The organism is Paenibacillus filicis (assembly GCF_038070315.1).
GTDB classification, from domain to species: Bacteria; Bacillota; Bacilli; order Paenibacillales; family NBRC-103111; genus Paenibacillus_G; species Paenibacillus_G filicis.
In genome coordinates, this window is sequence record NZ_JBBPCC010000033.1 from 31841 (window position 1) to 55132 (window position 23292).

A 23292-nucleotide genomic window follows, 5' to 3' on the forward strand; every position below is an offset into this window, starting at 1 on the left:
ACGGGACCCCCAAATCGGGGGTTTTTGTTTTTGGAACATACGGCATAACGGCAGCCTCAAAGGGTCATAATGCTAGCTAGCAGGCTAATCTAAGGCTGAATAGAGAGCTAACCCAGTCCGTCAGGATGTAAGAAGTGCACATAAGAGAGTATTAAATTAATGGCATATATAATTTATGATATTAATAATAAATACCGATAATTATTAGGGGAGGCCTATCATGCACATATTTGTTGCTGTACCGCTGCCTGAGAAGATCACTGAGGAGCTGGAGCGCTGGACGCATATTCACCGGGAGCAGCTAACCTTTCGCCGACGCACACATCCGCACGACTATCATATTACCCTCCAGTTTCTGGGGGAGGCTACGCCATCCAAGGTGGAGGACGTTCAGGCAGCTCTGGGGGCCATCCGATGCACTCCGTTTGCCTTGGCTTTGCACGGATTCGGCACGTTTGGCACGCCCCAAGCGCCCCGCGTCTTGTGGGCAGCTGTTGCAGGTGAGCTGCAAGGGCTGCACGCACTGCACACCTCTGTCGTGCAGGCGAATGCTGTCCTCGGCTTCGCGCCCGAAGAACGGCCCTATGCCCCTCATATTACGCTGGCCCGCCGCTTTGAGGGCGCTTCACCTTTCACCCTGGATACGATGACTACCGCTCTGGCTGCGGAGGCTTGGGAGGCGGACCGCTTCGTGCTGATGCAGACCCATAAGCATGCTTCACCGATGTATGAAGTAATCGGGGAATATGAACTGACAAAACCCCAAAATTGATCATTTATTCCTGCTATGTTATGGTGTGAAGGACAAAGCCTCTAACGCGTCGATCAGCCCTGTCATGCCGGAAGGGCTTTTTGGGATATTCAGAATCCCGTTCCACCTCCAGCGTCGCTAGTAGGCTGTAAGGAGAGCTTCAGCTTCATATATACGAAGGGAGAGATGACCATGTCCATCCGTCGGCACATGGAAGTCGACCCGCCGGCAGAAGGATTCTGCCGCTTGCGGAGCATCCGCTTGCTCAGCAGTGAAGGTTCTGCCTGTACGGCGGATTCATCCGGCGAGGATTACGCGCTGCTGCTGGTTGAGCAGGGAAAGGGAAGCATCTGGCTGTCCGGTATTTGCTACCGGGCAACCCGCGGCCATGGACTGATCGTGGTGCCCGGTACGAAGCTGGAGGTACTGGCCGATGAAGGGAGTCGGCTGCAGGTTTATGTGTTGGTGTTTCAGGCTTATCAGCCTGTGGAGCCATCATCGCCTTCTCAGCCCCTGCCGGTCTATTTGCCGTTACGCGGGATTTTCTCGGCGAATGGCCGTCTTGCCTTGAATGACAGTGCGGCTGTGATAGAGTCGGCCGGGCGTCTGTACGAAAGTCGTGAGGACTGCGCACCCCTGCAGAGCTACAAACGGTTCATCCGGTTCCAGGAAATCATCTTGACTTGTCTGGAAGCGGGTTATGCTCTCGAGCCAGAGGAAGAAGAGGCTCTGATCGACAGAGTGAAGCGCCATATCGAGGTTCACTACGCGGAACAGGTTTCTCTCTCCCAATTGGCAGAGCTGGCCTCATTCAGCGAGGCGTATTTCTCGACTTGGTTCAAGAAAGAGACCGGTCAGAGCCCGATTGAATACTTGACGGAATACCGGCTGCTGCGGGCGCGTGAGCTTATGTTCTCCGGCTCCTCCGACGTTACCGGGTCCCTGCGGCTGAAGGAAATTGCGCGCAGGGTGGGACTGACCGACGAGTTTTATTTCAGCCGGGTCTTTAAGAAGCGTACAGGAATGGCACCTGCCTTCTATATGAAGAACAAGCCGCAAACCATAGCAACGGTTATTCAGCCCTATTCGTATCACCTGCTTGCGCTGGGCATTTCTCCTGTTGCAGGGCTATTCGATTATGTGCCGCCGCAGCTGCAGCAGGGCACGTGTCCTCCGGTCAACTTGCTGAGATTTAGAAAAAACGAGTGGCTCCCAAGCTCAGGGCGCTTCGCCCGGACCTCATTCTGACCCATAATATGACCGGAGGCGAAGAGCAGATGAGGCCGATCGCTCCGCTGGGCATCGTGCCCTGGGACTATAACGACATCTATGATCAATTGCGTCTGACTGCAGATCTGGTCGGGAAGCAAGCCGAGGCGGAGGACTGGATACAAGCCTATGAAGGCAAGGTACGGAACGTGCGCAGGGCAGTGGCATCTTATTTCGGCCGTACAGAGACCATCGCTGCTATTCGCTTCGTTCAAGGTCAGCTGCGTGTGTATGGGGCTCGAAATATGGGACATGAGCTGTATCGCTCCCTTGGACTTACTCCCCCTGACCGGATCCGATCGCAGCTTAAGAACGCTACGTTCGTCTGGGAGGCCATCACTGCCGAGCAACTGCCTGATTATGCCTCCGCCGACCGGCTATTCCTGCTGACATTCACCAATGATGTGGAATTTGTCAAGCAGGTGGAGGAAAGCTCGCTTTGGAAAAACCTGCCTGCGGTCAAAAATGGCCGTGTCTATACGATCCCCGAGGAAATTTGGTTCACTTACGATCCGCTGTCCATCGACCGTCAGCTGGATGATGCCATCTCTCTCCTGAGCAAATAACGCTCAGCATGTGCCTAACAGGCTGCTCCTGGCTGCCTGTTTTTTTGCAGTCTGAGACCGGGCCAGACTACTTTTTTAGTCTGGCTGTAACTTTTGCGGACTTCAAACGTGGATATAGGGGAGGGAGGGATGGAGACGAACAACCTGGACTCGGTTTATCAAAGCTATGTGAAGGATGTTTACCGTTATTTGCGCTCCCTCTGCAACGATCATCATGCGGCGGAGGACCTGGTTCAGGAAACCTTCTACCGTGCCTATCTTTATTTGGAGGATTGCAGGGAGGACAAGATCAAGCCCTGGCTGTTCCGGGTTGCTCACAATGCCTTTGTCGACTACATACGCAAGGAGAGACGGAATCTCTCGCAGGAGCCGGCCTATTTCCAGCGGCTTGCCCATTTCAATACGCCGGAGAAGGAGTTCCTGCAGCAGGAGGCCTGGGACGAGCTTGGGAAGGCCGTGGCCGGACTGCCTATAGATCAGAGGCAGGCGCTGCTGTTGTATGACCAAGGCAGGCTGACCTATCAGGAGGCGGCCGGAATTATGGGGATTAGCCTGTCTCACTTTAAGATACTGCTTTTCCGGGCCAGACAACGGCTTCGGCAGCATGCGGGAAGGGATGGTGAAGCATGAGCGAAGAGTTCAAACGAAAGCTGAAGCAATATGCGGATGGAACGCTGCCGGATCAGGAGCGGGAAGAGATGGAGCGGGAATTGGAGAAGATGGAGGCTTACCAGGCTTACCTGGAAGAGGTGATGACTGCCAGTGAGTCTTCGAGGGATGAGTCGGAGCAAGCAGACCAGATACCGGAGCGCCGCGTTCCGAAGGGAGCCGAGCGGCGTATTATACGCAAGGGCAAGTGGAAGGCGCGCCTGATGAATGGGCTGACTGGAGTCGGTCTGATCCTGCTTCTCACGATCATCAGCGGGATCTTAACGGGCCTTTTCTATGGAACGGGAGAGCCGGACCGGATGACCCAGTACAGGGATGCTGTAGCCTCGGCCATTGCAGTCTCACGTCCCAATGTTACAGCCGAATTGAACGGCCAAGGGAACGCCTTTTTTTCCATGGATCTGACGGGCAAGCTGATGAAGCAGATTGGGGACTCCCGGGAGTCGGCAGGAGAGCTATCGATCAAGTTTCTGATGAGTCTGGCCACAAGTCCCCAGATTTCCTGGAGGGACAACCGGAGCTGGGGCATCTTCCATCACCCGGCCTACAAGCCGCAAGGACAGGACACAGACACCACAGAGAAGAGTAACAGCCGCACGGATGACAGCGAGTGGGCCACGCTGGATAAGCTTCCTGAGGGTACAGTGGCCGAGGTCTTCATCTCCATGGATCGCTTGATCCCGATCGACGAGCTGCTGCAGTGGCTGGAACCCAAAAATCTGGAGCCCGTCTGGTTCGCTGCAGATGTGGGTCCAAGCTCGTGGAGAGACGACAGCGGGATCGTGATGAGCCCGATCGGATTTCCTTACCAGCCTCTGTGGCACCCGGGCGATATGAAGGTCGATCAATACTCGGAGCGTAAAACGGGCTGGTTCGGCAAGGTCGTGATGAGCTCCAGCTCTTCTCCATCCGTCAAGGCTTATGGGGACGGGGAACTGCGGGGACAGAACTTCCTGCAAACACTGAAGGTGCTGCAGCAGTACAAATCGGTAACGAGGCAGGTTGCACCGTTTATTAAGGTCGATGAAGCAGTGGATTACGTGGAGAAAAACGGCGTTCAGCTCTATGGTCTAGTGCTCACTGGACCATCGAAAGAACTGTTGAAGCTCAAGCAGGAACCGTGGGTCCGAAATCTAAGGGTAGGCGAGGTCCGGCTGTGGAACTGGAACGATCGGCAGTAGCCTTCCATGAACCCGAGTGTGCGGGAGTACAGCCGGTAGGAGGCAGGGGAAGCTATCGAGCGGATGAAGGCTTCCCCCGCTGCCAGCGTCATGCGGTCCGGACGATATGCGTACTATACGTGTAGGTCTCGGTTCTGAAGGGAAGGCCGGGCGAGGAGGGCAGTACTTCTTCCATAAACGGCAGCCGCGGCGCATACACGAAGCGCCCTCCCACCGTTAGCGATCGGAGAATATCCATGTAAGCACGCGCGTAACGCTCATGCTCGCCATCTGCCTTGAGATGATGATGGGTAAAATGATTGGAGAACGCCATATGGGAAATAACCGTTCCCCATGTGTTCGGCTCAAATGTATATTCAAACCAGCCAGACCGGTGGAGATCACCGGCCGGTGTGACATTCCTGTCAATTCCAACCGTAGGGATGCCATGCGCTTGTATGTAGCGGATGAGGCTGGCCTGTGCTCCGCAGCCTATGTCCAGCACAGGGGAAGCTATCGCGCTCAGATCGAGATTCAATACAGCTAGCTGAAATTCAGGTGTATATTCCGCACATGTGATGTTCGGCAGATCTGGGTGGTCCCTGTATGTGCGAAAGATTTGGCTGCCATTGGAATAGATCAGAAAAGCTTGCAGGCGTTTATAATGAGCTGCGAAAATAGGTTCAATTTCCTCGTCGCCGATGACCGTCTGTTCGCCAAGCCGGCTGAGCCGGGCAAATAAATGACCGTAAATTTCCTGAAGTCCGGCATAGTGCCGGCGGCTGAACTGCAAGTATTGATTGACCTCCCAGAATAACTGAATCGTCTGGGAAGCGGCGCTCTCCATCACTTGCATAAGCTGTCCGTTTGTCTTGGCCGCCTGCATAAAGAGGGAGATCTCCCGGGCTTTCACGCGCAGCAGCTCGATGGTTTCGGCAGCTGGGGTCAAGACGAGCGTTCCTCCGGTAAGCTCATAAAAAAGACTTTTATCCCGATTGTGAACGAGCTGCCGTTCGATTTCACGCTGGAAGTCGGATAAGGTGAACATGACGGTTTCTCCTTTCATAACATTGTTTACATAATATAAATTATGTTAATTCCAGATCAAGCGGATCGTGGTTCCGTTCCCTTCTGAGGCTTGAACCTCGATTACTGCTCCTAGCGCCTCGGCCAGCGCTTTGGTCACCGCCATGCCAAGCCCAGTGCCCTCTGAGGCACTCTCCGTATCGGTCCCCCGGTAATACCGCTCGAACAGCCGCTCCAGCGTAGCCTGATCCATCCCGTTGCCGTCATCCTGAAAGGAAAGAGCAGCTCCGCCTGATTTCAAAGCTGATAGTGTAACGGTCAGTGTCGTCTGCGCCGGGTTATGCAGGAAGGCATTCGCCACCAGATTGTCTACGATCCGCTGAAACCACGGCTTGTATAGATCCAGATGGACAGGTCCTTCGGCCGGAATAAAGTGCACGGCGGCTGCGTTCACGAACGGTGGATGGCTGGCCTCGCGCAGTGCCTCGGGGAGGTACTCGTTCATATTGATCGTCTCCAGAGAGGGAGCCTCCACGCCGTGGCGGAGCTGGTAAGTCAGCGTCAGGTCACCGATCAGTCCTTCGAGGTGAGAGGCTTTATCCAGCATAATTTTTCCAAAGGAACGGACCTCCGCCGCCGACCATTCATAGGTAGGGCTCTCCAGCATATGCGCATAGCCCTTGATCGACGACAGCGGTGTCTTCAAATCATGGGAGACGCCGGCAATCCATTCGTCGCGCAGGCGCTGCGTTTCTTCGCGAAACCGCCGGTCGCTGTGCAGAGTATGCGTGAGTCTATCCAGCGAATCCAGAACATCCCGGTAGATCAAGTATTTGCGCTTGCGCTGTCCGCGGCGGTTGAGGCTCTGGGGCCGCCTGCCCGCTCCGCCCGGCTCCTCATACCGGCCTTCGGCCAGCATGCGCAGCCAATTCATGATATGCAGGATGGGAGAGCCAACCTGATGCCCGAAGCCGTAGGCTAACGCCATAAATGTCAGCATGGAGGCCGCTACCAGCATCCCGATGCCCAGAATGAGCACCCGGTATTCTGGAACAACCAGAGGCTGCTGGCCGGGTTTGGTCCCCGGCAGGGGGGAGCTGAGCGCCCAGGTGTGTCCTGCTGGCTGGTCATGATGGAGGGTCAGCTTGGTATTATACCGGTCCGGATAGATCGAGCGAAGCGCCATCTCCTGGATGGAGAAGCTGGTGATCGCTTCCTTCGGACGATTGAACGATGCCAGCTCGATGCCGCCCGCATCTAGAAGCTGCAGCCAGCTTCCCTCACGCTCTAGCCGTTCCCTCAGCTGTTCCGGAACCTGGAGCTCATGTCCTTGCTGTACGCTTTGCTCCGCCAGCTGACGGAGCAGGATATCCCGCTCCGGCGGCTTGCCGTAGAGCAACGTGTATCTCACTCCGTCTTTATCCTGGATCCACAGGTACAATTGATAGGGAAAAGGAGCCTTACCCAGCCAATAGGCCGTCAGTTCCCCAGGGCCATACGAGGACGGGACGTCGGAGGGCGTGAAGAAGGATTCCGTAACCTGTCCATGTGTGTCAATCTGCTGCAGCCAGCCTCCGCTCTCCCGGACCTGCTCCAGCAGCTCAGGTGCATACTGAGTGCTGCCGCCTTTGGTTTGAAGAGTTTGCACGAGCCGATACAAGCCGATGCTCTCGAACTGCCGGGCTGCTTCGAGCCGTGTCAGCCTCTCCGAGCTCCAGATCATGGCGACTGCCGCTAGGCTCAGCAGAACCAGCCCCATGACCAGAAGCCACAGAATCAATCGCCGGGCAATGCGCCATCTAATATTCAAAGCCTTGCTCCTTTTTCACCAGCTTATACCCCAGTCCCCTGACATTCACGATATATTCGGGCTTGGACGGATCGACCTCGATCCGCTCGCGAATGCGATGAATATGAACCATGATGGTGTTATCGTCGCTGAGACTGTTCCCTCCCCATACCCGTTCGTACAGCTCCGTCTTGGTAAACAGCCGGTTGGGATGCTTGCACAGAAACAGCAGCAGCTGAAATACCAGGGAAGGGCAGGGGACCTGCTGACCTTCGACGATCAATTCGGCGGCCGTTTCATTCACCTGGAATCGTCCGAACGAGTAGATGTTGCCTGGTGCCGCCACCTCCGCAGTCGGTTTGCCTGTACGCCTCAGCAGCGATTTGATGCGGGCCACGATCTCCAGCGGGTTAAACGGCTTCGTTACATAATCATCTCCGCCTACGGCAAAGCCGGTCAGCTTGTCAAAATCACTCGAGCGGGCGCTTAGAAACAGAATAGGAGCGTCTGTTGCCCGGCGGATAAAGGGACATGCCTCGATCCCGCTCATATTCGGCAGCATGACATCGAGCACGATGACATCGTACGGCTTAGCCTCACAGGCCTGTATGGCAGCCTCTGCGGTTCTTACCTTATCAATTTTAGTAAAGCCCTCTTTCAATAAAACAGTCTCCAGCAGCTGGAGGATAGCCTGTTCATCGTCGACTAACAGGATGGAGGCGTCGTTCATGGCAGCTTTCTCCCTTGGGTGTCCTATTTCACACTGCTTCTAGTGTACCACGCTTTGAAGGGGCGAGCATGGGAGCGAATCTTAACGACAGCTTAATTTTACCGGATTATAATTAAGCCTCACGTAAGCTCATGTTTCCTTGAGGTTAAGCTGGGACTTGTATAGTAGGTATAGAAACTAACATCCAAAGGAGGAGTACCATGATTATGCTTTGGATCAAGGTTGCGACCGCTGGGCTTCTATTACTGGGCTTGGGCGGGCATACTCAACTGCAGAATAAGGAGGAACCCCCCGTGGAAACTTCATCAGGCATGCGGACAGGAGCAGGTAGCTCCGTCATTCAGGCGGAGGAGATCGCAGAGGCGCTCATTCGCCAGGAGTATGACCAGGTATACAACCAAACCAGCGAGCCATTCAGGGAGATGATCTCGGCAGCGGACTTCGCGAAGGCCGTTCAATCCTTCAGCAGCGATGTCAAGACATGGAATCCGAACTCGGATCTGAAGGTCAACGGAGGCCGTTACATCACGTGGGCAAATCCAGAGGGAACGAAGGGACTGATCGCTCAACTCGGTCCGGACGGCATCATCGCCGGACTGCAGATGGTCCCGTTGAAGCAATTCCCGCAGACGGATATGGCCTTCACCCAGCAGGAGTTCAGTCTCCCGGTCGAGGGGGACTGGCTCGTATTCTGGGGCGGAGAGAATGTGCTCTCCAATTATCATTACGAAGTGAAAGAACAGCGGTATGCCTACGATTGGATTCAGATCCGGGACGGTTACTCGTATGACGGCGATCCTTTCAAGAATGAAAGCTACTATGCCTTCGGGCAAAAGGTTACGGCTCCACGCGACGGAAGAGTGGCGCATGTCGTGAACGATATTCCCGATAATGAGCCGGTCGGCACCATGAATCCGGATGTCCCTGCCGGCAATATGGTCGTGATCGATCATGGCGATGGCACGTACAGCTTCCTCGCTCATCTGAAGAAGGGCTCTGCCACCGTCAAGGTCGGCGACCTCGTCGCCAAGGGCGACCTGATCGGCCTGTGCGGCAACTCGGGCAATTCCAGCGAGCCTCACCTGCATGTGCAGGTATCGGATCATGTGGATCTGTTCAGCGGCAAATCACTGAGAATCAAGTGGGAACGAGGACTGGAGCCTCGCCAAGGCGAGGTGGTCCACGGCAAGCCGAGCATTAATGAGTAGGCGGAGCGAAGCGAGGTAGCGCTTTGTGAAGCCAACAAGACCAACAAGCCACGTTGTCCCCGCGGCTTGTTGGTCTTGTTGTTCATTCAATCTCTGATCGGTACATTATGACCGTTCCGAAGCCGACGGGCCGGTCAGGGCAACTTGGTATGGTACAGCGTGCGGTCACCCATATCCCAATGGGGGAAATATATCTCATCGCCTGCGATATACAGCGCGGTAGCCCGTGCTTCAAACAAAGCTTCTCGCGCGGAGCCATCGATCCTGATGCGCTCGACAGAAGCCGATCCAGCGATGCCGAAGCCTCCGCTGACGTAGTACAGCCAGCCGTCCCGGTAGTTCATCTTCCCAAGCGGCGGGCGGGTAGTTTCATGCAGCAGGATATGTACTGAGCCGTCGGCGTTCATCTTGTAGAGCTGTTTATCCTGGCTGACATAATAGATCCAGTCATCGATGAGGATGAAGCTTGTAACCCCATCATGTAGCTTCCTCGCTTCGGACCCGTCCAAGTTCATCACATACAGTCCGCGTTGTCCGTCCTCTCCCTTCAGGACGTAGAGCCGGTCGTTCGAGAGGAAATACTCCCTCAGATCCTTATCGTCAAGCAGCTTCTGCTCGTCTGTGCCGTCTGTTCTCCTCCGATTCAGGCCGTCAGCCATATCATATATCCAGTCGCCCTGCACCCACAAGTGTCGGGCATCTTTATCCGAGACAAGGGTTCTGTCGGAACCGTCGGTACGCATTTTGTAAATGGAATTTTTCTTCCAATTATCGAAGGCGATGTAGTATAGCCAGTCTCCGACAACGTTGATCGATAAGGCCTGGTCGTCCGACAGCTGGGTCTGCTCCGAGCCGTCCGGTCTGGACTTGATCAAGGCTAACGGGTTTTGGTAAACCCAACCGTCCTTCACAGCGAGCTGTCCGCCACTGGCAATATTGAGCCGATCCTGATGAGTCTGAGTGGCAGATGAGGGTTCCGCGCAGGAGCGGATGCCAAATCCCCGCTTATCGTCCCAAGAGGTCGTCCAGCCGAACGCCTCCCGGGTAAATGACCAGGTCATCGGAAAATAGACGATGTTCCGGTACAGTAGAACCGGGTAGGGTTCCTCTTGGTTGATGATCGACTTCCCGTTTACCTTAATAGGGAAGGGAGCCAGAGTTAGAGTGGCATCGCCCGCTCCGTCCAGATTGCCTTCCGCTGTCAGATCTTGTATGAGCGGATTGCAACCGGAGCTAGACGCGACCGACAGTCCATCCTGCTCGCTCCAATCGACAGTTAGTCCGAGGGCCGAAGCATAGTGCCAAGTCATCGGGAAATAAATCATCTCGCGGTACAGCAGCGCCGGATATTCGCTATGACGCTGATCCGTGAACACCCCGTTTACTGCGACGGGGAAGGCCGGGAACGAAGCCTTGGCCTCCTGAGCGGAAGCGTCCGGATTCAGAGACAGGGAGGCGCCCGTCAAGGCGGTAGAAGCTAAGAGAATTGCTAGAAGCCGACAGCTAGAGCAACGAAAAGGCATGAAAGCACCCCTTTTCCAATTCTTTCTATTCCTATATATTGGACGTCTTATTCGCAAAAAAGGGTGCAGCGCTGCAGAAACTTTTGCGCATCCGTTTCCAGTCATCGTGATGAATACGGTAACCGATTCCTCGCAGGATGTATGCGGTGGGTTCGTCTATATCGAAGCGAATCGCTAGAGGCTAGGAAGCATATAGCCGGCTGATTGCGCTGTGACGTAGTTCACACTCTCGTCAATAGAGAGACACGGCTTTGACACGATAACCCCCCGTTAGGGCTATATGCACCTTATTTCCATCCGGTATAATAAGGAGCATAGGAGCCATGAAGCAATGGGCCCGGGTAGTCATCCCGGAGTTTCTGCCGAAACATGCATACAGCGGGAGACTGCAACTCATATTGTGAACATTTTCACATTTTATTTGTGATTTATTTCACGTGAATAATTTCACATTAATTATGAATGTTACGGCTTCCTGGACTTCATGGATTCAAATAAAACCCGAAAAATGAAGGGAGCTCGTTATGGACATCGTTGATTTGGCCCGTCTGCAGTTCGCTTTGACTACGATCTTTCATTTTGTGTTTGTCCCGATCTCGATTGGCTTGTCCCTTCTGGTCGCGATCATGGAAACGATGTATGTGGTGAAGAAGAAGGAGCTTTACAAGAAGATGGCCAAGTTTTGGGGGACCTTTCTTCTGATTAACTTCGCCGTCGGAATCGTGACCGGTATTCTACAGGAGTTTCAATTTGGCATGAACTGGTCGGACTTCTCCAGGTTTGTGGGCGATGTATTCGGCACACCGCTGGCGATTGAAGCACTACTGGCTTTTTTCCTCGAATCTACCTTCATCGGCCTCTGGGTGTTCGGCTGGGAGAGGCTGTCCAAGGGACTGCATCTGGCTTGTATGTGGCTGGTCACGGTCGGTACGATGTTGTCCGCGCTCTGGATACTGGCTGCCAACTCCTTCATGCAGCGTCCTGTCGGCTATACGATCAACAACGGACGGGCGGAGATGACGGATATCTGGGCGCTGCTGACCAACGGACAACTGCTATGGGAATTTCCCCACACCTTGTTCGCCGCCTTTGCGACAGGAGCTTTTCTCGTGGCGGGGATCAGCGCCTGGAAGCTATTGAGGAAGGAGGAAACGGAGTTTTTTATCCCATCCTTCAAGCTGGGCATCACGGTCGCTCTGATCTCATCACTCGCCATCGCCCAGTTCGGGCATGGTCAGGCGCAATATCTGGTGGAGACCCAGCCGATGAAAATGGCGGCGAGCGAAGGCTTATGGGAGACGAGCGCCGACCCTGCTCCCTGGACGGTGGTCGCGGCTATTGATGCCCGGAATCAGCAAAACAGCCTTGAGGTCAAGGTTCCGTATCTGCTCAGCTTCCTGTCTTACAGCAAGTTCTCCGGCTCTGTGCCTGGCATGAAGGACTTGCAGGCGCAGTATGAGCAGTCCTACGGTCCCGGCAACTATATCCCGCCGGTCCGCACGACCTTCTGGAGCTTCCGGATTATGGTCGGCAGCGGAAGCGCCATGATTTTGCTCAGCCTGTACGGGGCTTACCTAGCGTTTCGCAAGAAGCTGGAACTGCCCAATAAGCGTTATATGCAGCTTATGATGGCGGCGATATCGCTGCCTTTCATCGGGAATACGGCAGGGTGGATCATGACGGAGATCGGGCGTCAGCCATGGACGGTATTCGGACTGCTGCGTACGGAGGATTCGGTCTCACCAAGCGTGTCAGCGGCGCAGATCTGGACTTCGCTCCTTGCATTCTCCGGTATTTATCTGGTATTACTAGGAATTTTGGCGTATTTATTCGCCCGCACGGCACGAAAAGGCCCTGATGGCCATGCTCACGAGGAAGTACAGCTTCATGATCCGTTCGAACAGGAGGATAATCGCCATGTCGCTCAATGAATTATGGTTTGTGCTGATCGCGATGTTGTTTACCGGCTTTTTCTTTCTGGAGGGGTTCGACTTTGGCGTCGGGATGGCCACCCGGTTACTGGCGCGCAATGACAGCCAGCAGCGGGTCATCATCAATACGATCGGCCCGTTCTGGGACGCGAATGAAGTTTGGCTGATCACGGCTGCCGGCTCCATGTTCGCAGCGTTTCCTCATTGGTATGCGACGATGTTCAGCGGCTATTATATGCTATTGACCTTGATTTTACTGGCGCTGATCGCACGAGGCGTGGCATTCGAGTTCCGGGGCAAGCTGGAGGGAGCACTGTGGAAAAAGACCTGGGACGCGGCCATCCTCATCGGCAGCAGCGTACCGCCTCTGTTATTCGGTATGCTGTTTGCCGGGGTGATCCGGGGCGTTCCGATCGGCGCTGATAGGGAGATGCATGCCTCCTTCTCCGACATGGTGAATGGGTACACCCTATGGGCAGGCATCACGGTGGTCGGTCTGTGCCTGCTGCACGGGCTTACCTTCCTGTCCCTGCGGACGACAGGTGATTTGCGCGAGCGATCCCGGCTCATGGCCTTGAAGCTGCTGCCCGCTCTGACGGTATGTCTGGCTGTACTTGCGGTCTGGACGTACGGGGCCACGGACCTGTTCGAACGCAGAGCAGCCGTGCTGGTTCCTGCGCTGATCCTGGGCGTCATCGCCCTATTCCTGGCCTTCCGATTTTTGCGGAGCCGCAGGGAAGGCTGGGCTTTCGGGATGACCGGAGCGCTCATTCTGCTGCTGTTCGGGGCGATGTTTGCAGGTCTATTCCCGAGGCTGATGATCAGCTCGCTCGATCCGGCTTATGATCTAACCCTGGTTAACGCAGCATCCAGCGCTTATACGCTCAAGGCGATGACGATTGTCGCAGCATGCATCTTGCCTTTTGTGCTGGCCTACCAAGCCTGGAGCTACTTCGTCTTTCACAAGCGGGTCCATGAGAAGGACCACCTGGAGTACTGATGGACAGACGATGGCTTGCGCTGAAGGGCATTCGTCCGGTAATGATGCTGCTGGCCGGACTATCCCTTCTGCAAGGAGCTGCTGTCGTCGGGCAGGCTCTGCTGCTGGCCAAGGCAGTGTCTGCCCTGTTCGAGGGGCGCGCGGCATCGGAAGCCACCCAGGCTCTTCTGCTGTTTGCCGGCGCGTGGGTCGCCCGGCATACGATCGTCTGGCTGCAGAAGCGAGTTGCGGGCCGGTTTGCCGATGTATCGGCCCAGTCGCTCCGGCAGGAGCTGCTCGCGGCTTTATTTCAGGCAGGACCGGGCCAGGCCGCCAGGCAGGGCAGCGGCAGACTGGTCACGCTGGCGCTGGAAGGCGTCGACCGGGTTCGCAATTACCTGGATACGGCGATCACGCGTATGCTGGATATGGGCATCGTGACGGCGATCCTGCTGATCGCCGTGTACAGCCTGGATGTGATATCCGGGCTGATCCTGACAGCGGCGATGCCGGTGCTCATCGGGTTCTTCATTCTGCTGGGCTTGGCGGCGCGCAAGCAAGCAGATAAGCAGTGGCAGTCGTATGGCAGGCTGGCCCATCATTTTACCGACTCGTTGAGGGGTCTGGAGACCCTGAGGTTCCTGGGGCGAAGCCGGGCGCACGGCAAGACGGTGGAGAAGGTGAGCGGCCAATACCGTGCGGCTACGATGCGTACTCTGCGCGTGGCCTTCCTGTCCACGTTTGCGCTGGATTTTTTCAGCATGCTGTCCGTGGCCTTTGTGGCGGTAGGGCTGGGCCTGCGGCTGATCAACGGCAGCCTGGGGCTGGAGATGGCGCTGGCCGTGCTGCTGATCGCACCCGAGTACTTTGTCCCGGTCCGGATGCTGGGTTCAGACTACCACGCTTCGCTGGACGGCAAGGAGGCTTGGACCGCGATCCGTCACTTGATGCGTACTCCCCCGGAGCCCGATACCGATGTTAAGGGGGAAGGAAATCAACACCGGGATGCCGAGCAGGAGGGCTTCCACAGCCTGACCTTGAGCGGTATCTGTGTGGCGGGAGATGAAGGCCGCTCGCTATTGCGGGAGGTAACGGCGAGCCTGCCGGATCATGTCCGCAAGGTGGGCATCGTGGGCGCCAGCGGCGCCGGGAAGTCTACGCTGCTGCATGTGCTCGGAGGCTTCCTCGCCCCGGACGCCGGGAAGCTGCTGGTCGACGGACAATCTGCCGCCGACGGCGGGATGGAAGTATGGCAGCGGCAGATCGCTTATATCCCGCAGCATCCGTATCTGTTCAGCCAATCCGTGGCTGACAATATCCGCTTCTACGAGCCGGAAGCGACGAAGGCCGAGGTGGATCAGGCGATCGACGCCGTAGGCTTGCGCGATCTGGTCGATCAGTTCCCGCTGGGCAGCGGGGAGAGGATCGGCGAAGGGGGCCGTGCGCTTAGCGGGGGGCAGGCCCAACGGGTGGCTCTGGCTAGGGCGCTGCTCGGCAGCCGCCCGGTCCTGCTGCTGGACGAGCCGACGGCACATCTGGATATGGAGACGGAGTGGGAGCTGAAGCAGACGATGCTGTCCGTGTTCGGGCAGAAGAAAGTGTTCTTAGCTACTCACCGGCTGCACTGGATGCAAGAGATGGACTGGATATGGGTGATGCACGAGGGAAGGCTTGTCGAAGCCGGCATGCATGAGCAGCTGCTGGAAAGCCGGGGCGTTTACTATCGGCTGGCTGCGGGCAAGAAGGAGGAGGAAGCATCGTGAGTAAGAGGGGCAAGTTCAAGGGCTGGTTCGCCTTTGCCGCTGTCATGGGTACCCTAGCTATAGGGTGTGCGGCGGCTCTTTTGTTCACCTCCGGGTACTTGATCTCCCGCTCGGCCTTGAGGCCGGAAAATGTATTAATGGTCTATGTGCCGATAGTGCTCGTCCGCACCTTTGGATTCAGCAAGGCTGTTCTGCAATACGGGGAGCGGCTCGCCGGTCATCATGCCGCGCTGGGCATATTGTCCGCCCTGCGGGTCCGGTTGTACCGGGCGCTGGAGCCACAGGCCTTACAGCTGCGCAGCCGGTTCCAAACCGGCGATCTGCTGGGGCTGCTTGCGCAGGATATCGAGCAGCTGCAGCAGGTGTATCTGCGTGTCGTGCTTCCGTCCGTCTCAGCGATTCTTCTGTACGCGCTCGCGATCACGGCGCTCGGTCGGATGGACCCCGCCTTCGCTTGGATGATGGGGCTCTATGCCGGCTTTCTGCTATTTGCAGCGCCGGCTGCGGCTTGGTGGCTGTCATCCCGTGTGAGGATGCGCTTCAAGCAGGTGAGGAGCGAGGCTTACCGGGAGCTGACGGACGCTGTGTTCGGCATGAGCGATTGGCTGCTGAGCGGCCGCACCGGCTCTTTTCTCACCGGCTTTATGGCCAGACAAATGTCCGCTTCCCGGGTGGAAGGATCGATTCGGCGCAGCGAATGGCGCATTCACTGGATCTCACAGTGCTTAGGGGGAGGTCTTATCGTGCTCATGGCCGTCTGGGCCGGAGAAATGGCTGCGCAGCAGCGGATAGAGGCCACGTGGATTGCGGCGATGGCTCTGATCGCCTTCCCGCTGGTGGATAGCTTCGTGCGGATTACGGATTCCTTTGCCCGGATGCCTGAGTACACGGACTCGCTGCGTCGACTGAGCGGCATCGGAGGAGAAGCTGCATGGAGCCAGCCCGATAATTGGACGAGACTGGAGCGCAATGGCGAACTAGCTCCACCAAGCGGGCCAGTGGGATGGGAGCCGACACGACGAATGACGGGTGATGCTTCTTCTGCGATTACAGCTCCAATCTCTGCGGCAGCGACCGGGCTGCGGCTGGAGCGGGTAAGCTTCCGCTATGCGGATACGGAGTCCTGGAGCTTGCGTGAGGTCACTCTCCACGTGCCTCCGGGAGGCAATCTGGCTATTCTCGGCCGCAGCGGGGCCGGCAAATCCACGCTGCTCAAGCTCATGCAGGGGGAGCTGCAGCCGCAGGAGGGGCAGATCACCGTGCTTCCGCAGCAGGTCCAGGCCGGGGAGGACGAATCTGCCGGGCTATTCGCCGTCCTTAATCAGAAGCCGTATCTGTTTGATACGACTGTGGCTAACAATATCCGGCTCGGCCGCAGCGAGGCTACACTCGAGGAGATCCGTTGCGCTGCGGAGCAGGCGGGTCTTGCCCGGCTTATCGAGTCGCTCCCTGCCGGGTATGACACCCGAATGACGGAGGCGGGCTTGCGTTTCTCCGGCGGAGAACGCCAGCGGATCGCGCTTGCACGGGTGCTGCTTCAGAATAAGCCGATTGTGCTGCTGGACGAACCGACCGTGGGGCTGGACGCCCAAACGGAGCGCGACTTGATGGAGACGGTCTTTCGCACGCTGGAGGGTAAGACGTGGATCTGGGTCACGCATCATTTGCTCGGTATGGAGCGGATGGACCAGATTCTATTTATGGAGCAAGGGGGAGTAGCTATGCAAGGCACTCACGAGCAGTTGCTGCGTGAGAATGCCCGTTACCACCGTCTGTACAAGCTGGATCATCCATTCGGGTAAAACATGTGCGAGTGACCAAACAGACCCATGCCTATGAACGCAAAACCGATTTATTGGTTTTGGAATGGATAGCTCCTTTCAGATTGGAGTTAGGAAGCAGCCGCTTCCAGATACCCTAAACATTTTCCATTTACTTACGTCTATGTATGTGGTTGTTTAAAAGAAATGGAGTTGATGTCTCATGATAAGTTGGCACAAAACTCGCTTTCTTATAGTCGGTGCATGTCTGGCCTCCTGCCTGACCGCCGTACCGCTTAACACTCATGTTGCTGCTGCTTCCCCCGAATTCGAGAGAGCGCTGCACAATCCTAAGATCGGGGATAAGATCGGGAACGTGTATGCCACGGACATCCGGGCTTACGTGAACGGCCATCTGATTCCATCGCTCAATATCGATGGCTACACGGCGGTCGTGGCCGAGGACTTGCGAAGCTACGGCTTCGATGTGGCTTGGACACCGGATCAGAGACGGGTTACCATACTGCCCCGGCAAGACAAGCCGACGGAGCCCATCCCTGCAGCATCCCCCTCCGAGCAGCCGATCGGAGCCAAGCTGGGGAATGTGTTGTATACCGATATCGAAACCTACTATGAAGATCAGGCGATTCCTTCCTACAATATCGGCGGGCGAACCGCTATTCGGCTGAATGACCTGGATAAGCTGGGAGATTTGAAGTGGGAGCCGCAAAAGAAGGAAATTTCCTTCCAAGCGGTCTGGAAGGGCCAAGGTGAAATGAAAGAGGCTCCAACGCCTCTGGTCATTTATCAGCGCCAAGAAATCAAGGTTCCGGCCATTCAAGTTCAAGGAGTTTCCGTGGTCTCCGAAGGCAAGCAGGTTGGCCAAGTCTTGGACGGAAGTCTCCGCATTTCCCTGGCCTTCATGGCCCAGGCACTAGGTTATAAGCCGAGTAAAGCGAATGCATGGGGCTGCGGGCAGGAGACGATTTGTTTCGATAATGGCTCCTATGGGATCATGGTGGATCCCAGGCCGCTGAAGCAGGGAGGCTCCTCTCCCCTTAACGCCTCTTTGTTCTGGATGGGCGGCGAGGAGGGAAAACATGAGCTTCAAGTCACCGCTGTGGACACGCCGCTGGATGTGTTGGTTGAGGAGTGGAATTTGAAGGAGCTGTTCGGCTATTCTTCGACATGGGAGCCGGAGACGAGAACGCTGAATATTGTTTACGTCGATTACGCTGTTGACGATTTTGGATTTCCCAAGTCTCTGAACAATTATTATTATACGTATCGCGCTACGGGCTACCTCGACGGGTCAAAGTCATTGCTGCCTTCATTTACCGTTAAAGTCAACCCAGGCGCGTTGGGTTATGGCGGGTCGATGGGGCTGATCGGGGAGACGGGCGCGCATAGATACAAGGGAGTAGGCGGCTTGTCCGAGTACCGGTACGATTATGAGAAGCTGTACAATCTCGGTTCTTACGAACAAGAAATTCAGGTGAGCGCAGGGATGCGTATTTTGTTTAAGCAGAATTTGAGCTACGAGCTGACCATGAAGGACGTAAGCCCGGTGATCGATTATCCCGACCCATTCTCGGGCGGTGAGATTAGCCGCATTACCTTTGATAAGCCAACTGGGGGCTATACCCGAACCTCCGGGCAGGCCGTGTCTTTCCATGGAAAGGCACTGAAGAAGGCCAGCAACGAGCTTAAGGTCATTGTCGAGCATCAAGGGTATGGAGGAGGGTTCGAGAAGGTTGATCACTTCGACGTTCCCATCGATGGAGATGCGTTTTCCTTCGAGGTCAAGCCTCAGGCCGATCCCCGTTACTTAACCCGCGTTACGGTCCAGAGCTTGATTAGCTTTCCACGGGGGACGCGGATGGGAGATGTAGCCAGATTTTATATCGAGAAGGCTACTGAAGAGCCGTAAGGGTATGAGCCGGCTAGCCCCTGCATAAGCTGGTCACTTCAACTATTTAATGACAAAGCGGCAAACCGAATTCTGGTCTGCCGCTTCAATGATTGAGCTCGTTCTTCGTTAGAGTTTAATGAAGATCTTTTATAAACCAAGCGTCCGTAGCATTATGCTCTGAACCATCTAGTGGTCTTTCAAGCTGCTGGAAGCCTAATTTGATGTAAAGGAGATTTGCTGCTTGAAGTTTCTTCAATGTTTCTAAATAACAGTAGGTATAGTGTTCTTTGGCGAAGTCCAGTGCAACTTTCATAAGCTCCTTGGACAGACCCCTGCCTTGAGCTTCGGGTGCAATGTATAGCTTTTGCAACTCGCAAATTCCCGGTTCCTGCCCAAATGCTGCAATCCCCACACCGCCTACCACTTCATTTTGCTCATTCACTGCAACCCAATACTTGGAATTTGGCTGTTCCTTGTAATATTGTGCCAGACTGCTCAGTTGGGGGTCAAAATAGGCTGTTCCCGGAATGTTTAGGTTAAATGATTCCAATGAGCGTTTAATAATTTGCTCTATGGCTTGATTGTCTTTTTCTTCAATTTCACGAATTTGCATAGTTCCATTCCCCCAATACCCAATACCTGAATCATAATAATCTATTAACTCTAATAGGATCCGCCAAATAATTCAACCCTTTCCAAGAATGCTCTCGCGAAAAAAACTACTTTGCTCTTAAGTGCGCGCATTTTCTTAGATTTTAAAAGTACCGATCTAACCCGTTACGGAAACGCGCCGGAAGCTGAGCGCGGTTTCCAATGTCCATTATAAGGGATGCACTTCAACAGGCAAGGTGGGCTTTTTTTTGTTTTAATCCGACTAAACCGATTGACATTTATTATTATTGGGTTATGATAGGAATAACAGCATATACGAGCGACCATACAGACCTATGGAGAGAGAGGGAGATGGCTATGATCAAGGTAGCGATTATCGGAGGAAGCCAGACGAATACATTCAAGAAATTAGGGGAGAAGCGTGGGCTGAGCGTCGAGCATCACGACGGAAAAACCGGTGGCGGTCCTATTGAGAATTATTTTCTGAGCATCATCAACAAGGCGGATGTCATTATCATACTACGGGGAGCCATCAAGCATACCTCGATGTGGGCTGTACGGGAGCTGGCGGAGAAGAAGGGCAAGAAAATCGACTATCATGACGGCTTCGGCGCATCAGGGGCTTTGGATAAGGCGATGCAGCTGGTTGGATAAAAAAATAGCCCCGCTTAAGACGCGCGGAACTTAACAGGCGGTTTGCTTCCCATTGGATGCAGGCCGCCTTGATGCATGTCACGCCGGTATTGGGGTGAGAGACATATTGCTTGAGCCCTGCAGTTCTCATGATATAATGGATGGGAGAACTTGGTTTAATGATGCATTTTATACATGACTATCATGGGAGGAATGGATATGGAACTCGGTTTGAAGAATAAGAAAGCGCTTATCACTGGCGGAAGTAAGGGAATTGGTCTTGCTACAGCATTGGCGCTGGCCTCGGAGGGAGCGCAAGTTGCCATCGTCGCGCGCAGCAGCGAGGCACTGGAGCAGGCGGCCACACAGATTCAAGAGCAGACGGGTGCGGAAGTGGTCTGGATTTCGGCGGATGTCTCCGTCGAGTCGGAAGCGCAGCGCGCTGTGGCTGAGGCGGCGGAGCGGCTCGGGGGGCTGGACATTCTGGTCAACAACGCCGGTACTGCGGCGGCGCGCCCTTTCCCTGAAGTGGGGACGGAGTCCTGGTCGGCCGATCTGGATCTGAAGCTCTTCGGAGCGATCAACTTTGCCCGGGCCGCTCTGCCGCATATGCGCAAGGCGGGAGGCGGCGCAATTGTCAATGTGACGGCTATCGGCGGGAAAACGCCGGGCGCCTCGTCGCTGCCTACGTCGGTCAGCCGTGCTGCGGGACTGGCCCTCACGAAGGCGATGAGTAAGGATCTGGCTGAGGACCGGATTCGTGTCAATGCGGTCTGTATCGGTTTGATCCGCAGCGAGCAGATCGAACGGATGTGGCAGGCGACGGCACCCGAGCAATCCTGGGAGGAATTCGCCCGCGATCCTCGCCATCGTATCCCGCTGGGCCGCATAGGGGAGGCCAAGGAAGCGGCTAATGTCATCACGTTCCTCGTATCCGGCGCCGCCTCGTTCGTCACAGGCACATCGGTGAATATTGATGGCGGTGTTGCGGCCGTTCTATAGAACTAGACTCACACGGGAATTTACCTCGAAGGAAACCATAAGAAAAGCCTTAGTCCCTTCCGGGGCTAAGGCTTTTCGTCCTACGAAGGATGCTGAGACAACGCCTTGTGTAACGATCACGCCAGGAGCAGATTTAGGAATTCTTCAACGGAATATAATGCCGCTCCGGTATAAAAAACGGCTCCCGCGCTACGATGTCGGACGGGTTATAGCCGAACTGGTCAATTTCGAAGGGAGACAGGCCAACGCTCCACTTCTGCCTGAATTTTTCCGCATTCTGTAACGAGGAAAGCTGGTAATCGACCCGGTTTTCGCGGAAGGTACCCTGTCCCTCATGATGAATGAAGACGTCCCTGGCGACCCACAGGTTTTTGCCGCTGATTCTGGCACGGATGCTGAAGTCGTCATCCTCATAATTGCCGGGGTAAAACCGTTCGTCCAATCCGCCGATCCGATCCAGCAGGCTGCGATGAAACAGCATACAAAAACCGATCAGTTTATGCGAATAAAACCCGCTGTTCAGGTGCTGCATCCTCCACAAATTCGCAGCGGCCTCCAGTTGGTCTGGGTTCTGATAGATGGGGTTTTGAACACGCTGAATAGGGGCGACATGGTTCGATACAGGGCCTACGATACCGATCGAGGGGTCCCGCTCCAGCCAGGATTGAAGACCGCTTAGCCATTCAGGTGTGACGATGGTGTCATTGTTCAGCAGGAGGATGTATTCACCTCGGGCCGCTGCAAAGCCTTGATTGTTGCCGGCGGCGAAGCCTCTGTTATCCGTATTCAGTATGACGGTAGCATTGGGCACGTTTTCCAGATAAGCCGGTGTGTCATCTGTCGAGCCGTTATCAATGAACACAAACTCATAAGGCTCCGGTGTATGCCGGATTACGCTATCTATACAACGCTTGGTTAGATCAAGCCCGTTCCTGGTTAACATAATGATGGAGGTTATTGCCATCTTGTCGTATGTCTCCTTCCAAGCCTTGGTATTTACTTACAATCCAGACGATTCCAGAATATACGGAAGCACTTTCCGAATGCTGGATGACTCCGGCACGATAATGCCCAGCCCGTTATTGGAGTAGAGGTCATAGTACCGAAGAGAGAACGGTGATTCTTTTACAAAGTCCTCGATGGCTGTCAGCACGCCATTTCGTTCCCCATGTTCATACACCGCATTGAGCGCGATATTGTTGAATCCGCCGGATTCGAGCAGCTCGGACACACCAGGCTGCATACCCTTACGCTCATACGTCTTGCGGAACTCCTCCGGAATCGACTCCGGGAAGTAATACATGTCCCGGCGGCCATATGGCCAATTGGTATCGTGAAATAAAATAATCGGAAAGCTGCCAGATTGCTCCGCCATTTTCTCAGCGAGCTTAAGCTCATGATAGACCGTATACCAGTTATGATCCCCATCAACCAGAAGCAGGTCATATTTCGGAATTTCAGGCAGCGCGTCCAAGCTGAATTTTTGCAAGAGTGTCACATGATCGCCATAATAAGCTTTCAGCAGATCATAATTGTATTGCGGCGCAGGCTCTACGATAATGAGCTCCGCTTCGCTATGCTTACAGTAATCCAGCACTTTGAATGTGTTGAGTCCTGTAAGCGAACCGATTTCGACGATAATTTTGGGCTGTGCCGCGATAACAATCGGTTTGATAACTTTCTCCCAAAAACGGTGCATGTTTCGTCTCCTCACTCCGCTGGTTTAGAGTTTAAATCAGATGTAGTCATCATATGCGGCAAATTGGAAAAAGTTCACTTGAAACAAGCATAGCTAGGGTGCGGGAATGTCTGTTCTGGTTATGTAGTTTTGGCTGTTTATGGTGGGAAGAAAACCGCTGCACCGTCTAACTTGGCTGCAGGGTTCGTAAAATGTGCGTATAACCACGGACTAATGCGTGTCCGCGAATCTCTTGTCTTGCATTCAATATAGGAAGCGGTTTTTGAATGGGATGGGGGAGATGGAGATGGCACAAAGAATTTATGTGAGC

The 23292-nt window shown here is 54.9% G+C and carries 20 protein-coding genes; 13 read left to right on the forward strand and 7 right to left on the reverse strand.

Annotation, left to right across the window (positions count from 1 at the left end):
- Positions 1 to 220: 220 nt before the first annotated feature.
- The 5 genes from thpR (at position 221) to WMW72_RS32635 (ending at position 4436) form a co-directional block, all read left to right on the forward strand.
- Positions 221 to 772, forward strand: coding sequence for an RNA 2',3'-cyclic phosphodiesterase (gene thpR / locus WMW72_RS32615; RefSeq protein WP_341419774.1), 552 nt, complete (start codon positions 221 to 223; stop codon positions 770 to 772).
- Between the two features lie 171 nt (positions 773 to 943).
- A complete protein-coding gene (locus WMW72_RS32620; RefSeq protein WP_341419775.1) occupies positions 944 to 1999 on the forward strand; it encodes an AraC family transcriptional regulator in 1056 nt (351 codons plus the stop codon).
- Between the two features lie 29 nt (positions 2000 to 2028).
- Complete coding sequence (locus WMW72_RS32625) at positions 2029 to 2586, forward strand: ABC transporter substrate-binding protein (protein WP_341419776.1); 558 nt, start codon at positions 2029 to 2031, stop codon at positions 2584 to 2586.
- A gap of 129 nt (positions 2587 to 2715) precedes the next feature.
- The gene (locus WMW72_RS32630; RefSeq protein ID WP_341419777.1) at positions 2716 to 3216 is read left to right on the forward strand and encodes a sigma-70 family RNA polymerase sigma factor; all 501 of its coding nucleotides are present in this window, start codon (positions 2716 to 2718) and stop codon (positions 3214 to 3216) included.
- Positions 3213 to 4436 carry an anti-sigma factor gene (locus tag WMW72_RS32635; protein ID WP_341419778.1) on the forward strand — a complete coding sequence of 408 codons (1224 nt, stop codon included), beginning with the start codon at positions 3213 to 3215 and terminating at the stop codon, positions 4434 to 4436. The genes WMW72_RS32630 and WMW72_RS32635 overlap by 4 nt, the downstream gene beginning before the upstream one ends.
- An 88-nt stretch (positions 4437 to 4524) precedes the next feature.
- Here the strand turns inward: WMW72_RS32635 and WMW72_RS32640 are convergent, their stop codons facing one another.
- The 3 genes from WMW72_RS32640 to WMW72_RS32650 are packed head-to-tail and all read right to left on the reverse strand — an operon-like array spanning position 4525 to position 7960.
- Positions 4525 to 5463 (reverse strand): class I SAM-dependent methyltransferase, encoded by a 939-nt coding sequence (locus WMW72_RS32640; RefSeq protein ID WP_341419779.1) that lies wholly within the window; start codon positions 5461 to 5463, stop codon positions 4525 to 4527.
- Positions 5464 to 5508: 45 nt separating this feature from the next.
- Positions 5509 to 7251: a sensor histidine kinase gene (locus WMW72_RS32645; protein WP_341419780.1), complete on the reverse strand. Its 1743-nt coding sequence runs from the start codon at positions 7249 to 7251 to the stop codon at positions 5509 to 5511.
- A complete protein-coding gene (locus WMW72_RS32650) occupies positions 7241 to 7960 on the reverse strand; it encodes a response regulator transcription factor (protein ID WP_341419781.1) in 720 nt (239 codons plus the stop codon). The genes WMW72_RS32645 and WMW72_RS32650 overlap by 11 nt, the downstream gene beginning before the upstream one ends.
- 200 nt (positions 7961 to 8160) lie before the next feature.
- On the opposite strand from WMW72_RS32650, the gene WMW72_RS32655 reads away from it, so the two are divergent.
- On the forward strand, positions 8161 to 9168 hold the full coding sequence (locus WMW72_RS32655; protein WP_341419782.1) for a M23 family metallopeptidase: 1008 nt from the start codon (positions 8161 to 8163) through the stop codon (positions 9166 to 9168).
- A 134-nt stretch (positions 9169 to 9302) separates the two neighbouring features.
- On the opposite strand, the gene WMW72_RS32660 is transcribed toward WMW72_RS32655, so the two are convergent.
- The gene (locus tag WMW72_RS32660) at positions 9303 to 10634 is read right to left on the reverse strand and encodes a DUF5050 domain-containing protein (protein WP_341419783.1); all 1332 of its coding nucleotides are present in this window, start codon (positions 10632 to 10634) and stop codon (positions 9303 to 9305) included.
- Positions 10635 to 11215: 581 nt separating this feature from the next.
- On the opposite strand from WMW72_RS32660, the gene WMW72_RS32665 reads away from it, so the two are divergent.
- From WMW72_RS32665 to WMW72_RS32685, 5 genes are all read left to right on the forward strand, one after another.
- Positions 11216 to 12622: a cytochrome ubiquinol oxidase subunit I gene (locus WMW72_RS32665; RefSeq protein WP_341419784.1), complete on the forward strand. Its 1407-nt coding sequence runs from the start codon at positions 11216 to 11218 to the stop codon at positions 12620 to 12622.
- On the forward strand, positions 12609 to 13622 hold the full coding sequence (gene cydB, locus WMW72_RS32670) for a cytochrome d ubiquinol oxidase subunit II (RefSeq protein ID WP_341419785.1): 1014 nt from the start codon (positions 12609 to 12611) through the stop codon (positions 13620 to 13622). The genes WMW72_RS32665 and cydB overlap by 14 nt, the downstream gene beginning before the upstream one ends.
- Positions 13622 to 15364, forward strand: a complete 1743-nt coding sequence (cydD, locus tag WMW72_RS32675) for a thiol reductant ABC exporter subunit CydD (protein ID WP_341419786.1) — start codon at positions 13622 to 13624, stop codon at positions 15362 to 15364. Before cydB ends, cydD begins: the two co-directional genes overlap by 1 nt.
- Before the next feature lie 44 nt (positions 15365 to 15408).
- Positions 15409 to 17166: a thiol reductant ABC exporter subunit CydC gene (gene cydC, locus WMW72_RS32680; protein WP_423227632.1), complete on the forward strand. Its 1758-nt coding sequence runs from the start codon at positions 15409 to 15411 to the stop codon at positions 17164 to 17166.
- Between the two features lie 181 nt (positions 17167 to 17347).
- Positions 17348 to 19054, forward strand: coding sequence for a hypothetical protein (locus tag WMW72_RS32685; RefSeq protein ID WP_341419788.1), 1707 nt, complete (start codon positions 17348 to 17350; stop codon positions 19052 to 19054).
- Positions 19055 to 19169: 115 nt separating this feature from the next.
- On the opposite strand, the gene WMW72_RS32690 is transcribed toward WMW72_RS32685, so the two are convergent.
- Positions 19170 to 19649, reverse strand: a complete 480-nt coding sequence (locus WMW72_RS32690) for a GNAT family N-acetyltransferase (protein ID WP_341419789.1) — start codon at positions 19647 to 19649, stop codon at positions 19170 to 19172.
- Between the two features lie 350 nt (positions 19650 to 19999).
- On the opposite strand from WMW72_RS32690, the gene WMW72_RS32695 reads away from it, so the two are divergent.
- Positions 20000 to 20302, forward strand: a complete 303-nt coding sequence (locus tag WMW72_RS32695; protein ID WP_341419790.1) for a DUF2325 domain-containing protein — start codon at positions 20000 to 20002, stop codon at positions 20300 to 20302.
- A 198-nt stretch (positions 20303 to 20500) separates the two neighbouring features.
- On the forward strand, positions 20501 to 21283 hold the full coding sequence (locus WMW72_RS32700; protein ID WP_341419791.1) for an SDR family NAD(P)-dependent oxidoreductase: 783 nt from the start codon (positions 20501 to 20503) through the stop codon (positions 21281 to 21283).
- 133 nt (positions 21284 to 21416) lie between these two features.
- Here WMW72_RS32700 and WMW72_RS32705 read toward each other — a convergent pair whose 3' ends face one another.
- On the reverse strand, positions 21417 to 22247 hold the full coding sequence (locus WMW72_RS32705) for a glycosyltransferase family 2 protein (protein ID WP_341419792.1): 831 nt from the start codon (positions 22245 to 22247) through the stop codon (positions 21417 to 21419).
- A 36-nt stretch (positions 22248 to 22283) separates the two neighbouring features.
- Positions 22284 to 22982 carry a class I SAM-dependent methyltransferase gene (locus WMW72_RS32710; RefSeq protein WP_341419793.1) on the reverse strand — a complete coding sequence of 233 codons (699 nt, stop codon included), beginning with the start codon at positions 22980 to 22982 and terminating at the stop codon, positions 22284 to 22286.
- Between the last annotated feature and the right edge of the window lie 310 nt (positions 22983 to 23292).